Source organism: Elusimicrobiota bacterium, assembly GCA_026388095.1.
Lineage (GTDB): Bacteria > Elusimicrobiota > Elusimicrobia > UBA1565 > UBA9628 > UBA9628.
The window spans coordinates 1-12,894 of record JAPLKL010000005.1; the positions used below are offsets into that span (position 1 = coordinate 1).

Sequence of the window (12,894 nt, forward strand, 5' to 3'; positions counted from 1 at the left end):
ATATCGGGAGTTGGGTGGGAGGAACGGGGTCGAGGCCTCCGGGATGGAAGGGGTGGCAGCGCGCCAGACGTCTGAGTGTCAGCCACAGGCCGCGCCCGCAGCCGTGCGCGAGCACGGCCTCGCGGGCGTAATCCGAGCAGCTGGGATGGAAGCGGCAGGATGGCGGCAGCAAGGCGCGCCCCGCCTTCTGGTAGATGGCCAGCGCCGCCAGGACCAGAGGCTTCACGGCCTGTACACCCCCGCCTGGCGGGCCAAGTCCAGGATGTCCCGCTGCGCGTCGGCCAGGCCCTCCCAGCGGCAGCCGGGCCGCAGGTAGACGACGAAATCCCCCGGCTCGAAGCTGCCGCGGTTGAGACGGAAGCATTCCCGGACCAGCCTCTTGAGACGGTTGCGTCGGACCGCGCCGCCCACCTTGGCCGGGACGCTGAGTCCCAGCCGGGCCTGGGCTGGCGCCTGCGGTATCGGAAGTTCCGCAGGTGCCGGCCGGACGGATTTCCTTACCGCCGGCGGAGCGCACCAGAGAATGAGGCGCCGTCCGACGGACTTGCGGCCGTCGGTGAACACGCGCTGGAAGTCCCGTCGCGAACCCAGGCGGGCGCCCGGTCCGAAACGCGCACCAGTCATGGCGGCGCCTTCCTCAAGCGTCAGGCGTCGACCAAGGTGCGGCGGCCCTTGGCGCGGCGGCGGCTGAGCACCGCCCGGCCTCCGGCTGTGGACATGCGGGCGCGGAACCCGATCCTCCGGGCACGCTTGAGTCTATGGGGCTTATATGTCGGTTGCATGGTCAAGATTATATAAAATGTGAACATGTCCAGTTGGAAAGAATCTGGCGGGGGCGTCCTTTCGTGACGCTGGTCTGGCTGCGGAGCCTGGCCTACCTGGCGATGGCCCTGGCCCTGGCCTGGTGGCTGCTGACCCTGCTCGAACTGCGGCACGGCCCGGTCGCGGTCCGCGCGGAAGAGAATCGGGGGCCGGATCCGGCGGTGGCCGTGCGCTGGGCCCTGTTCTGCCTGCTGGCGCTGTTCGCTTCGCTGGCCCTGAGCTGGGTCGAGGCCGGCCCCCGGCAGCCTATCCAGGCCTTGTTCCTCACCATGGCTTGCGCGGTGGTGGCCGCCGCGGCGTCGGCGGCCTCGGCCTGCTCGGCCGCCCCGTCCGGCAGGGCAGACCGCCCGCCTTTCAGCGACGGCGGCCCCAGCGCCGCCGCCGCCGGGCCGTGGTCCGCGCTGCTCGCCGGGGCGGGGCTGGCGCTACTCTCCAGCGCCGAGGGCTACTGCGCCTGGAGGTGGGTCCCCATGATCGCGGCCATCGGCCGCCTGGGCACGGGTTTCGCCGGGCAGTCCCTGGCGGCCGGCCTGCCGCTGGCTCTCGGCGTCTCTTTGGCGCTCACCGCGGCGGCTTGCCTGCATCCGGAACTGCGCGGCGTGCGCCTGAGGGTGGCAGCGGCGCTGCTCCTGGCCTGGGCGGCGCCCACGGCCCTGGCCGAGTGGCGGCTGCGCTCGGCCTGGGGTTTCGGCCCGGAGACCCTCGGCGAGGCGGCGGGAGTGCCGGCGGCCTCCGCCGCGAGGCAGGTCGAGGTGGCGGTCCTGCGGCGTTCCGCCGCAGGCGCGTCCTTCCGATGGGAGCGGCGCACGCAGGCCGCCGAGGGCGTCGACGCCTCGTCCGAGAGCCTGGAGCGGCTGGCCGCCTACCTTAAGGAGCACGGCCATCGCGGCGTCTTCGCCCGCCAGGCCTTGGCCGCTGTGCGGCGGGGCTGGCTGCTCTGGTGGGATGCGGACCGGGCCCTGGAGGCCGCTTCTCTGGGCGTGCCCGGGAACTACGCCCCCGATTATCGCACGGCCCTGGCCCTCATCGCGGCGGGGCCGCTGACGCCCGAGCGCTTCGTGATTCTCAAACGCCTGCACGAGGTCGCGGTCTCCAGCCCCGCCGGGTTCGAGGACGTCAACGGCGCGCAGCTCGCTTTCGAGGCTTTTTCGGCGGCCTTCGCGCGCTTCGACGACGAGCCCCGGGCCCAGTACTGGCTCGGGCGCGTGGGGAACCTCTGGCCCATCAATGAGAAGAAGGTCGAGGTGACTCCCCTGCAGTCCCTGCGCGGCGGCTTGGTCCAGGGCACGCTGCTCATCGACGGCCGGCCCGCCTCCTCTGTGCGCGTCGGGCTTTTCCTGGAGACGACGAGCGAGGTGACCAAGAAGACCAAGTTCTCCTTGAGCGCCGGAGCGTTCCCGGACTCCGATGGGAACTTCCGCTTCGAGCATCTGGGCGGCGGCCGCTATCACCTCGAACTGCAAGGCACTCCGGAACAGATGCGCGGGGATATCCTGGGCAGCCCCGGCCCCATCGAGCTCTCCGAGGCCTCGTTCGTCGCGCGCCTGGGACCCGTCCGCATCTACACGCACGGACAGCCATCGGGCGAGTTCAAAGCCGCCGCCGAGGAGTGGCTGCGCGCCGAGCCGCAGGGCCTGGGCGGCCTGCTCGTCCCGGTCGGCAAGCGTTAGCCGACTATTCTGTATAATAAACGGATGTCCGCGCATGGGATGGAGCGAATCCGCGAGCTGGCCGGGACCGGCGCCTACGCCGAACTGCGTTCGTGGCTAGCCAGAGCCGACCGCGCGGATCTGGCGCGCGGCTGGCCGCGGCTGAAGCCCCTGCACAAACTCATCGCCTTCAAACTCATGGACGCCGCCTCCGCGCTCGATTTCTACCGGCGCCTTCCCTACGAGGAGAAATACTTCCTCTTCTCCGGGTTCCCTGCCGCCGCCATCGCCCCGGTCCTGGAAGACTCCCCTCCCTCCGTCCGCCGCCTTTTCGTCCAGCTCCCCGCCAAGTTCCATGGGGTCATGCTCCAGGACCTGGCGCGCGCAGGCGCGAATGTCAAATTTCAAGACCTGACCCCATGATACTCAACGACAACGCCGTCGTGCTGCGGCGGGGCGACTCGGGCGAATACGGCCGCTGGGCCGTGCTCCTGAGCGAGGGGCACGGCCTGCTGCCGGTGCGCTTCGCCGGCGTCAACCGGCCGGCGGGCAAGCTCAAGGCCCTTTCCGAGCCCATGGTCTGGGGCGAGTACCGCCTCTTCTTCAGCGGACGCTCGCCGGCGGTGCATGTGACGGGCGGCCGCCTGGCGTCGAGCTTCCCGGGCATCCGCGCCGAACTCTCCCGCACCCTGACCGGGCTGACGCTCTGCGAGATGACCTGGCGGCTGGCGGCCGAGCGCGTGCCCAGCCCGGCCAAATACCGTCTGCTCTGCCGGGCGCTCTGCCTCCTGGACCAGGGAGCCAGCCCCTGGCTGGAGACGGCCTTCGGGCTCAAGCTCCTCGAAGCCGCAGGCTACAGCCTGCGCGAGCTGCCCTTGCCGCCCGCGCAGGCCCCGCTCTGGCGCAGCCTGCACGAGTCCGCCCTGGAAGGGCTCGGCGACTTGCCGTGGGAGGCCGAGGCCGGCGGCCGCTTCCTGCAGGTGGTGCACGACCATGTGGAGGCGCACGCGGAGCGGCCGCTGCGTTCTCTCGAGGTGGCGCGGAGCCTGGAGCTCTTCGCCGCGAGATCCCGTCGCGCAAAGGAGTCCGTCCCATGCTGACATTCCAAGAGGTCATCCTCGAGCTGCAGAGGTTCTGGGCGCGCGAAGGCTGCCTGCTCATCCAGCCCTACGACATGGAGAAGGGCGCCGGCACCTTCAACCCCGCGACTTTCTTCGGGGCCCTGGGCTCCAAGCCCACGGCCGCGGCGTACGTCGAGCCCTGCCGCCGGCCCGGCGACGGCCGCTACGGCGACAACCCCAACCGGCTGGGCAAGTACTTCCAGTTCCAGGTGCTGCTCAAGCCCGCGCCGGCGGACATCACGGACCTCTACGTGCGCTCGCTCAAGGCCTTGGGCCTCGACTCCAGCAAGCACGACCTGCGCTGGATCGAGGACGATTGGGAATCCCCCACCCTGGGCGCCTCGGGGGTGGGCTGGGAGGTCTGGCTCGACGGAATGGAGATCACCCAATTCACCTATTTCCAGCAGATGGGCTCGCTGCCGCTGTTCCCCATCTCGGTCGAGATCACTTACGGCCTCGAGCGCATCGCCATGTACCTGCAGAAGAAGGACAACGTCTACGACCTCGCCTACAACGACGCGGTGACCTACGGCGACCTTCATAAGGAGCAGGAGCGGCAGTTCTCCACCTACAACTTCGAGGCGGCCGACGCCGCCATGCTCGCGCGGCACTTCGACGACTACGAAAAGGAGGGCGAGCGCATCGCGGCCCTGAAGCTCCCGTTGGCCGCCTACGACTGCGTGGTGCGCGTCTCGCACCTGTTCAACGTGCTCGAGGCGCGCGGCGCCATCTCGGTGACGGAGCGGGCCCAGTACATCGCCCGGGTGCGGGGCCTGGCCAGGAAGGTCATGAACCTCTATCTGGAGCTCAACGAAGCCAAAGCGGAGGCCGCCCATGTCTAAGGATCTCCTGCTCGAGATCGGCACCGAGCCGATGCCGGCCCGCTTCGTGGCGCCGGCCCTGTCTCAATTGCTGGAGAAGTCCCAGGCGGCGCTAAAGGCGAACCGTCTGGGCTACGCCGGCGCCCAGACTCTGGGCACGCTGCGCCGCTTGGCGGTCTGCGTCCGCGGCGTGGAGGAGAAGTCCTCCGCGCTGGAGAAGGAGGTGCAGGGCCCGCCGGCGCGTCTGCTCAAGGACGCGCAGGGCCGCTTCACGCCCCAGGCCGAAGGCTTCGCGCGCAAGCAGGGCGTGGCGCCCGAGGCTCTGGAGACCGTGACCACGCCCAAGGGCGAGTTCCTCCTGGCGCGGGTCCACATACCGGGAGAGTCGGCGCTCAAGATCCTGGCCCGCATCCTGCCCGAAGTCATCACGTCTTTGGAGTTCCCCAAGTCCTTGGAATGGGAGGAGTCGCGCCTGCGCTTTGGGCGGCCGATCCGTAGCCTGACGGCCCTTTTCGGCAAGAGCGTGGTCCCGTTCCGGCTGGCCGGGGTGAGCAGCGGGCGCAAGATCGCCGGCCTGCCCGGGCACGGCCACAGGCCGGTCACCTTGTCGGGCGGCGCCGAATACCACGACAAGCTGCGCGACCTGCTGGTGCTGGTGGACCCCGATGAGCGGCGCCAGTCCCTCCTCAAGCGGCTCGAGAAGGCGGCAGAGGAGGCGGGCGGGCGGCTCGACCTGGAGGGCGGACTCTTGGAGGAGACGGTCTACATGACCGAGCACCCGGTGCCGGTGGTGGGACGCTTCCGGGAGGAGTTCCTGCGCCTGCCCGCGCCGCTGCTGAAGATGGTCTTGAAGAAGCAGCTCAAGTTCTTCCCCTTGCTCGGCCCCCAGGGCCTCATCTCCTCCTTCGTGGGGGTGCGCGACGGCGTCTCCGATGGGCAGGCAGCGGTGCGGGAAGGCTTCGAGCGGGTGCTGACCGCGCGCCTCAGCGACGCGGCCTTCTTCCTCGGTCGCGACGAGAAGACCACGCTGGAGGCCAAGCTCCCGATGCTTGCGCGCGTGACCTATCAGAACAAGCTCGGCTCCATGGCGGAGAAGGCGGAGCGCGTCAAAGCCCTGGCCGCGTGGATGTGCGCGGAACTGCGGCGCCGGGACATGCCCTTGAACGATGACGCGGTCGGCGCTATCGCGGCCCTGGCCTACGCGGACCTGGTCTGCGAGACGGTCAAGGAGTTCCCGGAGCTGCAGGGCACCATGGGCGGCCATTATGCCCGGCACGACGGCCTCGACGAGCGCGCGGCCCTGGGCATCGAGGAATTCTACTTCCCGGTGGCGGCGAAGTCTCCGGTCCCGGTCACGCTGGAAGGCGCCGCAGCCTCCTTGTCGGGCAAGCTCGACAGCCTGGCCGGCAGCTTCGCGGCCGGAGTCGTGCCCACCGGCAGCGCGGATCCCTTCGGCCTGCGCCGGCAAGCCACGGGCTCTTTGCGCATCCTTCTGGAGAAGCAGCTTCCTCTGGACCTGGGCGCCGCGGTCGACGCGGCGTTGCAGAGCCTGCGGGGCCGCCTCAAGCTCGCGGCCGAGGACGAGCGCCGCATCGCCGCCGAGCTGCTCGATTTCATCTGGGTGCGGGCCCAGCACCTTTTCGAGGAACAGGGCTTCCGGGTCGATGAGATCCGCTCGGTGCGGGAAGGCGGCCTGCGCCACCTGCCCAATACCTATCTGCGCCTGAGCGCCATCCATGGCGTGCGGCAGAACCCGGAGTTCGAGCCGTTGGCCGCGGTGTTCAAGCGCGCGGCCAACATCCTCAAGCAGGCCGCTCTGCGCAAGGATGCGGTGCCCGAGAGCGGCCCGGAGCGCTCAGCCCTCAAGGAGCCGGCCGAGATCGCGCTGATGGATTCCCTGGACCGCGTCAGCGGCGAGATGGAGGAGCATCTGACGGCCGGGCGCTACGACCACTGCCTGCGCAGCGTGGTGAGTCTCAAGCCTCGGCTCGACGAATTCTTCGAGAAGGTCATGGTCATGGTCGACGACCCGGCTTTGAAGGCCGCGCGCCTGGCGCTGCTGGCGAGGCTGGTGCGGCTCATCAGGCGGGTCGCGGACCTCTCCGAGATCCAGGGTCCCGATAAGCAGGACCCCCACTAGCGAGGCAGACAGGCCTTGCCTGTCTGCCTCGCAACCGCCCCGCGCAGCGGGGCGGCTGCGCCCGATGCCCCGCATCGGGCGCTCTTCTGTTGGGCTGTCCTATGAGTCCTGCTACGGCAACCCGCGCTCGCAGGCCCGCAGTCCCTCCAGGTCGGCGACCAGCCGCTGCGCCGTCTCGTCGGAGCGGGCCTCTTCGCGCAGCGCTCTCTCGGCCACGGTCACCGCGGTCAGGAAGGCGAGCCTGGAGTAGTCCAGGTTCTCCTCCTGGGTGTCGTTCGCGTTGGCGAGTTCGATGAGGTAGGTCTTGAGCCAGGAGCCCCAGAAGCGGGTCCCCTGGTAGGAGGCCTTATCATCGTGCACGCGCCGCCGGAGCTCCGAGATCAGGGCGCGCAGCGCGCGGCCGCGCGGCGGGTCCTGGGACTGGGCCTGCTCGGCCAGGGCTTCCAGCCGGCGGGCCAGGGCCTCGCCGTGCTCTCCGTCCTGGAACAAGGGCAGGAGCCGCGCCAGGATGAGCCGCGCCTCGGGCTTGAGGTCGTCGACGGGCAGCAAGAGTTCGTCGACGGAGAGGTCCCTCTGGAAATCGGCCGCGGTCGCGCTGGAGGCCTCGGGGTCCCAGACTTCGTCTTCGGGCAGTGCGGCCATGGCGAGCGTGGCCGAGGAGACGGCGCCGTCCCGGCTCCAGGCCAGGCGCAGGATGGGGATGCAGTCGGCCGGCGGCCAGCCGGCGTCCGCTACGGCGCGGTGCAGGAAGAACGCCGACTGGTGCAGCCCGTCGCAGGCGGGCTCGGCGTCCCGGGCCTCGGCCTGGCAGCCCACGACCGAGACCTCGGGCTGCGGCAGGACGCGGCCGTCGCGCAAGGCTTTGACGACGCGGGCGTTGACGAGGTCGGCGTAGAGGACCGTGCCGTCCGGCAGGAGCTTGCGCGCGAGGCTGTGGTAAGGATAGGGTGCGCGGGCCTGCCTGCCCAGCCAGCGCGCGGCCGGCCCATAGAGCAGGAAGTAGTCCGAGGAGAGCATGGGGATGTCGTAGCCGGCGGGCTGGGCGACCACGCGGCCGTGGACTTCGCGGTAGTCGCGCTCCAGACCGCAGGCGTCCGCCCGGGCCGCGGCGAAGAGGTAGTCGAGGCGTTCTTCGGAGCGGTCCTCGTAGCAGCCTTCGGCCTTCTTCTCCGGCAAGGTGGAGAAGACGCCGCAGGCCGGGGCGAGCCCCGGGGCGGGCATGAGCGCCTCGGCGAAGCGGCCGCCGTAGCAGGTGAGGAACTGGCCTTTGACGGTCTTGCCCGCGCGGCGGGCCGAGGTCACGGCGTCGGTCAGGTCTTCGAGCCCTATCCAGCGGTCTTCCCCCTTCTGGTCCGTGCCCAGCCAGACGCCTTCGGGCCAACCGTGGCCCGTGAACAGGAGCCGGATGGTCTTCTGGGGCCTGGCGGCGAGGCCCTTGAGTGCGTCGGCGGCTCCGAGGGGGTCGGAGTAGGGGTTCTTCGTGGAGGAGCGGTGGGTGGCCGTGGAGGGCGCCGGCGCGAAGAGGGCGAGGCGGTCTTTGGGCACGCCCTCGGAGACGGCGCGCAGGTTCTCGAGGCCGAAGTCGTCGGAGGAGTCCTGTCCCGGGCCGACCAGGCCGAAGACGAACTCATCCGGCTTGGGGCGCTGGCAGGCCGGGAGATGGAAGGCCGCCGGCGACTTGGGGGATTTGGTCTTGGCTTCTGATGCCGGGGCGCATAGGAATGCCAGCGTGGCGGTCAGGAAGAAACCAGCCCATGAAATCCGTCCACGGAAGCTTGTCATCCGCAGCAATTCTACTAAATGGTCAGGAAGGGACATGATGGGGATGGAACAATTCGCCTTCTGAATCGTATTCATATTGAGGGGCCGTGGTCGGTACGGAGGCAAGTCGCGGACTATTGACTTTCTATATCGAAAGAGGTATCCTATGGCTAGAAACTTCATTCAGGCGGCTCTTGGGGCTACTGGCCCGGTCGGGGGCGAGCAGATAACGCTCTTCATCCCGAGCAAGAACCGTGCGGGGGAGGCGATAGACCAGGAGCGCTGGGCGGATGAGGCTCTGGACTTGCTGGGGAGATTGTTCCGCGGAGCGACCGCTTTCCCCCCCGGCAAGGGTGTCTGGAGGGACGACGCGAAAGGCGGGGAGTTGTTGCGGGAGATCACCGTGATGGTCGTTTCGCATGCGCCTCGGACGCTGCTGAGTGATGGACTTGGGACGCTGCGGGAGTTCTTGCACCGTTTTGGGCGCGAGGCCGGCCAAGGCGAAGTGGGTGTCGTCATCGACGGCCGCTATTTCGGTGTCTCTGCGTATGACGAGTCGTAGGAGGCGATATGGCGGGAAAGAAATTGACTCCAGATGCGATCGCAAGAGCGCTGGGAGCGTCACGTGTGGTCCGGCTGAGCAGCCGGCGTTCGAAGGGGCCGCTGGACTGGTTCGCGCTGGCGCAGACTCTGCAGGGCCGGCTCGTCTCGCGCGGCGGGAGGCCGAGCGATCCTCATTGGGACACCAAGCGGCTGGTGCCTTTCAGCCGGGAGACCTGGGAGCGGCTATCGGATGAGGCGGAGGAATTGAGCGCGCACGGCCGCAAGGTGGGGCCGGCTCAGCTTGCGGCCATCTTCATCGAGGAGCGGCTGGCTTCGTGGAAGGGGCGTCAGCCGGGCGTGTAGACGCGTTTTAAAAATGGTTTGAGAGAGCCGGTGCGTCCTTTCTTGATGTCCTTGAGCCCCTGGCCGATGGCCTTGATGTAGGTTTTTTCGTGCTTGAGCACCAAGTCGGTCTCCCTAATGGGAACGATGGCGACGGCGGGGTGGCCGTGCTGGGTCACGATGGCGGGCTCTTGGGAGGAGACGACCATCCGGATGACCTTGTTGGTGTCGTTCTTTAGGGTGACGGTGTTTATGAATCTCATAGCTATATTCCTGGCTATTATTTTAAGCCGTCCCCTGGCTGCTGTCAAGGCCCATTCTGACAAGGTCGGGATGTGCGTGTCTCTGTCGTCCTACTATTTACATCCATTGGTCAGCTTGGCATAGTTTTCTGGACTCAGGTCAACCCGGAGAGGACGGCCCATACCGTTAGGCGTTCGCGGACGCCCGGCACAGAGGGACCTTCCCGATAACATGACCAACCGGGCTTCAAGTCAATGCGGCTCCGAGCGGTGAGCCGTTAATACTTAGTAGTGCCTCCCCCCGTCTGGTCCTTCGGGTTGGCCGAGCCAACACAATGATTTGTGCTAAAAAAGTTAGCCCCGATTGGTATTCCAAATATCGTGACGCCGCTCTTGCAGGCAGCCAGCAACTTCATATCGCTATCGTAGGTTTTGACATATGAGGTGCAACCAGCCATAGCGCCCAACCCGAGCAGTCCAACCAATGCAATCACTTTTGTCATGCGAATCTCCTCTATCCTGTCAATCTGGACCGTAATATGCCTTTTATACCCCTTGTGTCACGGGGGCGTCAAGCAATTCGCCGATTTGAGCCGGCCCCGCCGCCGTTCGCCGGGCAACGATCCATCACTTCACTGACGTTCCCGCGAAGACTAGGTCAATTTGATTTGTGCCTTTTCGGTGATTAGCGTCACCTGGCCAAGAAAAAGAAAAGCCCACCTTTCGGAGGGCTTCATTTGTGCTCCCGTCAAATCTCTGCGGGATTAAGACTCGAACCTTTTCTTTGGGCGACCCCGGCCGCTAGAAGCTTCCCCGCGCAATAGGCATCCGCCTGCCCACCCCGAAGGCCTTGGGCGAGATCTTGAGGCAGGGCGCGGCCTGGCGCCGCTTGTACTCGTTGCGGTCGATGCGGCGGATCACGTCGCGCACCAGGTCTCCCGAGTGCCCCCGCCGGGAGATCTCCCCCGCGCCCCGGCGCTCCTCGATGTAGGCTGTCAGCACCGCGTCGAGCGTCTCGTACTCCGGCAGGTCGTCCTGGTCCTTCTGGTCGGGCCGCAACTCCGCCGACGGCGGTTTGTCGATGGAGCTCTGCGGGATCACCTCAGCTTCGCGGTTGATCCAGCGCGCCAGATCGTAGACCGTGGTCTTGGGCACGTCCGCGATCACCGCCAAGCCCCCGCACATGTCGCCGTAGAGCGTGCAGTAGCCCACGGAAAGCTCGGACTTGTTGCCCGTGGACAGGACGATGCCCCCCTCCTTGTTGGACAAGGCCATCAGCAGGTTGCCCCGGATGCGCGCCTGGATGTTCTGCTCGGCCAGCCCCACTTCGCCGCCTCCGAACGGCTTGCCCAAGGTGCGCAGGTAGGCTTCGTAGGCCTCGGTGATGGGCAGCTTCAGGAACCGGATGCCCAGGCTTCGGGCCAAGGCCTCGGCGTCAGCCACGCTGCCCGGCGAGGAATACAGGGAAGGCATGGCCACGCCCGTCACCGCTCCCGGCCCCAGGGCCTTCACCGCCAGAGCGCAGACCACGGCCGAGTCGATGCCCCCGGAGAGGCCGATGAAGGCCTTGGGCATCCCGCATTTGCGCAGGTAGTCGCGGATGCCCAGCGCCAGGGCCGCCTCGACCTCGGCGATGTCGGAAAGGCCGTAGGCAGCGGCGGCCTCGGGCAAGGCGTCGGTGTCCACCACCACCAAGTCCTCGGCGAAGGACACGCCGCGCGCCGCCACCCGGCCGCGGCCGTCCAAGACCAGGCTGTGCCCGTCGAAGATGAGCTCGTCGTTGCCTCCCACCTGGTTGCAGTACAAGAACGGCTTGCCCGCGCGCCGGGCATGCGCGCGCAGGAGCTTCTCGCGCAGGGCGCTCTTGCCCCTCTCGAAAGGCGAGGCCGAGAGGTTGACCAGGATGTCGGCACCGGCGCGGACCTGCTCGGCCACCGGGTCCGTCCGGTAGAGGCGCCGCGACTCGCCGGGGGCCCGGCTCCAAGCATCCTCGCAGATCGTGATGCCGACGCGCAGCCCGCCGAAGCGCACCGGGGCGTTGGCTGAGGCAGGCTCGAAATAGCGGCGCTCGTCGAAGACGTCGTAGGTCGGCAGCAGAGTCTTGCCGCGCAGGGCCGCGACCTTGCCCCGGTGCAGCAGGGCGGCCGCGTTGAGGATGGGCTTGCCCACGGGGCGCGGGTTGCGCACCGCGGCGCCCACGACCAGCGCCATCTCGCCCGTGCCGCGCGCCAGGTCCTTGAGCGCGGCCTCGCCGGCGCGCAGAAAATCCCCGTCTTCCCAGAGGTCGAGCGCCGGGTAGCCGCCCAAAGACTGCTCCGGGAACACCACGAGCTGCGCGCCGGCGCGGCGCGCGCGGGCCGCGCCGTCGCGGATGCGGCGCAGGTTGCCCGGGATGTCTCCGACCGTGGTGTCGATCTGGGCGAGGGCGACGCGCATGCCGGGCCGCGCCTCAGGGATGGCGGTCTTGGGCGGCCTTGACCAAGAGCCCGCCGAAGACCTCCCCGGTCCCTATGAAGTTGTGCTCCAGCGCTTCGCGGACGTTGGCCCCCACCTCCGGATGCCCCAGCACGCAGACCTCGGCGATGGCTTCCATGGCCCAGGTCATCAGATCGCCGGGGTCAAGGTGGGCCTCCTGGCCGAGGTGCGCCATGGATTTGACCAGCTCGACAGCTGTCAGCACCAGGTCCTTCTCGATGAGGAGCATGCCGGACATGACTCCCCGGCAGACCCCCGTGATCATCAGATGCGGGTCCTGGCGCCGGGTCGTGTCGGCCACGGCCGCGATGATGATCTTCTTGGCGACCGCCGCGGCGGTCTCGGCGGCGGCCTCACCGGGGATCCCCTTGAGCCGGCCGGTGACGGTCTCGCGGGCCAGTTTTTCGAAATCCGGGCTGTCTGGAGCGGCCATGAGCGGATTATACAACAAAAGATTTGAGTTATAATGTCTCCCATGCCGCCAGAAGACCGGCCTCAGCGCAAGCACCAGCGCTTCCTCATCGACCTGCCGCTGACCCTCTGGGATCATTCACACCGCCTCCTCGACAGCCACGCCTTGGCCCACGACGTGACTCCGGCGGGCTTCGGCTTCGAGACGCGGACCGACCTTGGCCATGTCGCCTGGGTCTATTTTGAGCTGAGGCTCCCGGACGGGGAGAGCGTCTCCGGCGCCGCCCGCCTGGCATGGCGGCAGCGAGGCGATTGGGGAACCTGGGCCGGGGCCCAGATCGTCTCGCTATCCGCGCGCAACCGGCGCAAGGTGATGCGGATCATCCACGGCGACGGCTATGACTGGATGGGCTTGGCGAACCGGGCGGTCGTCGCCGGGGTCATCATCATCTTGGTCGTGGCGGTCCGGATGGCGCTGAGCCGAGACGCCGACCTCTGGATGGGATTCCCGTTCCTGGCGCTGGCGGCCTGCGCGGTCGCGGCGGCCTATTTCAACACCCGCTGAAA

At 68.1% G+C, this 12,894-nt stretch carries 15 protein-coding genes; 8 read left to right on the top strand and 7 right to left on the bottom strand.

Features of this window, described 5'->3' with window-relative positions; genetic code table 11:
- The 3 genes from yidD to rpmH all read right to left on the bottom strand — a co-directional run.
- The coding region (gene yidD, locus NTY77_00505; protein MCX5793960.1) for a membrane protein insertion efficiency factor YidD at positions 1–226 on the bottom strand (226 nt) is incomplete at its 3' end.
- A complete protein-coding gene (gene rnpA, locus NTY77_00510; protein ID MCX5793961.1) occupies positions 223–624 on the bottom strand; it encodes a ribonuclease P protein component in 402 nt (133 codons plus the stop codon). The genes yidD and rnpA, both read right to left, overlap by 4 nt.
- A gap of 20 nt (positions 625–644) precedes the next feature.
- A complete protein-coding gene (gene rpmH, locus NTY77_00515; protein MCX5793962.1) occupies positions 645–782 on the bottom strand; it encodes a 50S ribosomal protein L34 in 138 nt (45 codons plus the stop codon).
- Between the two features lie 33 nt (positions 783–815).
- Between rpmH and NTY77_00520 the strand changes: the two genes are divergently transcribed.
- The 5 genes from NTY77_00520 to glyS are packed head-to-tail and all read left to right on the top strand — an operon-like array spanning position 816 to position 6,553.
- A complete protein-coding gene (locus tag NTY77_00520) occupies positions 816–2,492 on the top strand; it encodes a hypothetical protein (protein MCX5793963.1) in 1,677 nt (558 codons plus the stop codon).
- A gap of 24 nt (positions 2,493–2,516) precedes the next feature.
- Positions 2,517–2,894: a hypothetical protein gene (locus NTY77_00525; GenBank protein MCX5793964.1), complete on the top strand. Its 378-nt coding sequence runs from the start codon at positions 2,517–2,519 to the stop codon at positions 2,892–2,894.
- On the top strand, positions 2,891–3,571 hold the full coding sequence (gene recO / locus NTY77_00530; protein MCX5793965.1) for a DNA repair protein RecO: 681 nt from the start codon (positions 2,891–2,893) through the stop codon (positions 3,569–3,571). Before NTY77_00525 ends, recO begins: the two co-directional genes overlap by 4 nt.
- The gene (locus NTY77_00535) at positions 3,568–4,434 is read left to right on the top strand and encodes a glycine--tRNA ligase subunit alpha (GenBank protein ID MCX5793966.1); all 867 of its coding nucleotides are present in this window, start codon (positions 3,568–3,570) and stop codon (positions 4,432–4,434) included. The genes recO and NTY77_00535 overlap by 4 nt, the downstream gene beginning before the upstream one ends.
- Positions 4,427–6,553: a glycine--tRNA ligase subunit beta gene (glyS, locus tag NTY77_00540; GenBank protein ID MCX5793967.1), complete on the top strand. Its 2,127-nt coding sequence runs from the start codon at positions 4,427–4,429 to the stop codon at positions 6,551–6,553. Before NTY77_00535 ends, glyS begins: the two co-directional genes overlap by 8 nt.
- A gap of 111 nt (positions 6,554–6,664) precedes the next feature.
- On the opposite strand, the gene NTY77_00545 is transcribed toward glyS, so the two are convergent.
- Positions 6,665–8,335, bottom strand: coding sequence for a hypothetical protein (locus NTY77_00545; GenBank protein MCX5793968.1), 1,671 nt, complete (start codon positions 8,333–8,335; stop codon positions 6,665–6,667).
- 145 nt (positions 8,336–8,480) lie between these two features.
- Between NTY77_00545 and NTY77_00550 the strand changes: the two genes are divergently transcribed.
- Positions 8,481–8,876: a hypothetical protein gene (locus NTY77_00550; protein MCX5793969.1), complete on the top strand. Its 396-nt coding sequence runs from the start codon at positions 8,481–8,483 to the stop codon at positions 8,874–8,876.
- An 8-nt stretch (positions 8,877–8,884) separates the two neighbouring features.
- A complete protein-coding gene (locus NTY77_00555; protein MCX5793970.1) occupies positions 8,885–9,220 on the top strand; it encodes a hypothetical protein in 336 nt (111 codons plus the stop codon).
- On the opposite strand, the gene NTY77_00560 is transcribed toward NTY77_00555, so the two are convergent.
- From NTY77_00560 to NTY77_00570, 3 genes are all read right to left on the bottom strand, one after another.
- The gene (locus NTY77_00560) at positions 9,205–9,462 is read right to left on the bottom strand and encodes a type II toxin-antitoxin system Phd/YefM family antitoxin (protein ID MCX5793971.1); all 258 of its coding nucleotides are present in this window, start codon (positions 9,460–9,462) and stop codon (positions 9,205–9,207) included. The genes NTY77_00555 and NTY77_00560 overlap by 16 nt on opposite strands.
- A gap of 780 nt (positions 9,463–10,242) precedes the next feature.
- Positions 10,243–11,877, bottom strand: coding sequence for an NAD+ synthase (locus NTY77_00565; protein ID MCX5793972.1), 1,635 nt, complete (start codon positions 11,875–11,877; stop codon positions 10,243–10,245).
- 13 nt (positions 11,878–11,890) lie between these two features.
- A complete protein-coding gene (locus tag NTY77_00570; GenBank protein MCX5793973.1) occupies positions 11,891–12,349 on the bottom strand; it encodes a hypothetical protein in 459 nt (152 codons plus the stop codon).
- Positions 12,350–12,391: 42 nt separating this feature from the next.
- On the opposite strand from NTY77_00570, the gene NTY77_00575 reads away from it, so the two are divergent.
- Positions 12,392–12,892 (top strand): hypothetical protein, encoded by a 501-nt coding sequence (locus tag NTY77_00575; GenBank protein MCX5793974.1) that lies wholly within the window; start codon positions 12,392–12,394, stop codon positions 12,890–12,892.
- The last annotated feature ends 2 nt before the right edge of the window (positions 12,893–12,894 follow it).

Bases quoted from the DNA above. Each gene is read 5' to 3' on its own strand.
- rnpA (MCX5793961.1), bottom strand. From the start codon at position 624: ATGACTGGTGCGCGTTTCGGACCGGGCGCCCGCCTGGGTTCGCGACGG.
- rpmH (MCX5793962.1), bottom strand. From the start codon at position 782: ATGCAACCGACATATAAGCCCCATAGACTCAAGCGTGCCCGGAGGATC.
- NTY77_00525 (MCX5793964.1), top strand. From the start codon at position 2,517: ATGTCCGCGCATGGGATGGAGCGAATCCGCGAGCTGGCCGGGACCGGC.
- recO (MCX5793965.1), top strand. From the start codon at position 2,891: ATGATACTCAACGACAACGCCGTCGTGCTGCGGCGGGGCGACTCGGGC.
- glyS (MCX5793967.1), top strand. From the start codon at position 4,427: ATGTCTAAGGATCTCCTGCTCGAGATCGGCACCGAGCCGATGCCGGCC.
- NTY77_00545 (MCX5793968.1), bottom strand. From the start codon at position 8,335: ATGACAAGCTTCCGTGGACGGATTTCATGGGCTGGTTTCTTCCTGACC.
- NTY77_00550 (MCX5793969.1), top strand. From the start codon at position 8,481: ATGGCTAGAAACTTCATTCAGGCGGCTCTTGGGGCTACTGGCCCGGTC.
- NTY77_00555 (MCX5793970.1), top strand. From the start codon at position 8,885: ATGGCGGGAAAGAAATTGACTCCAGATGCGATCGCAAGAGCGCTGGGA.
- NTY77_00560 (MCX5793971.1), bottom strand. From the start codon at position 9,462: ATGAGATTCATAAACACCGTCACCCTAAAGAACGACACCAACAAGGTC.
- NTY77_00565 (MCX5793972.1), bottom strand. From the start codon at position 11,877: ATGCGCGTCGCCCTCGCCCAGATCGACACCACGGTCGGAGACATCCCG.
- NTY77_00570 (MCX5793973.1), bottom strand. From the start codon at position 12,349: ATGGCCGCTCCAGACAGCCCGGATTTCGAAAAACTGGCCCGCGAGACC.
- NTY77_00575 (MCX5793974.1), top strand. From the start codon at position 12,392: ATGCCGCCAGAAGACCGGCCTCAGCGCAAGCACCAGCGCTTCCTCATC.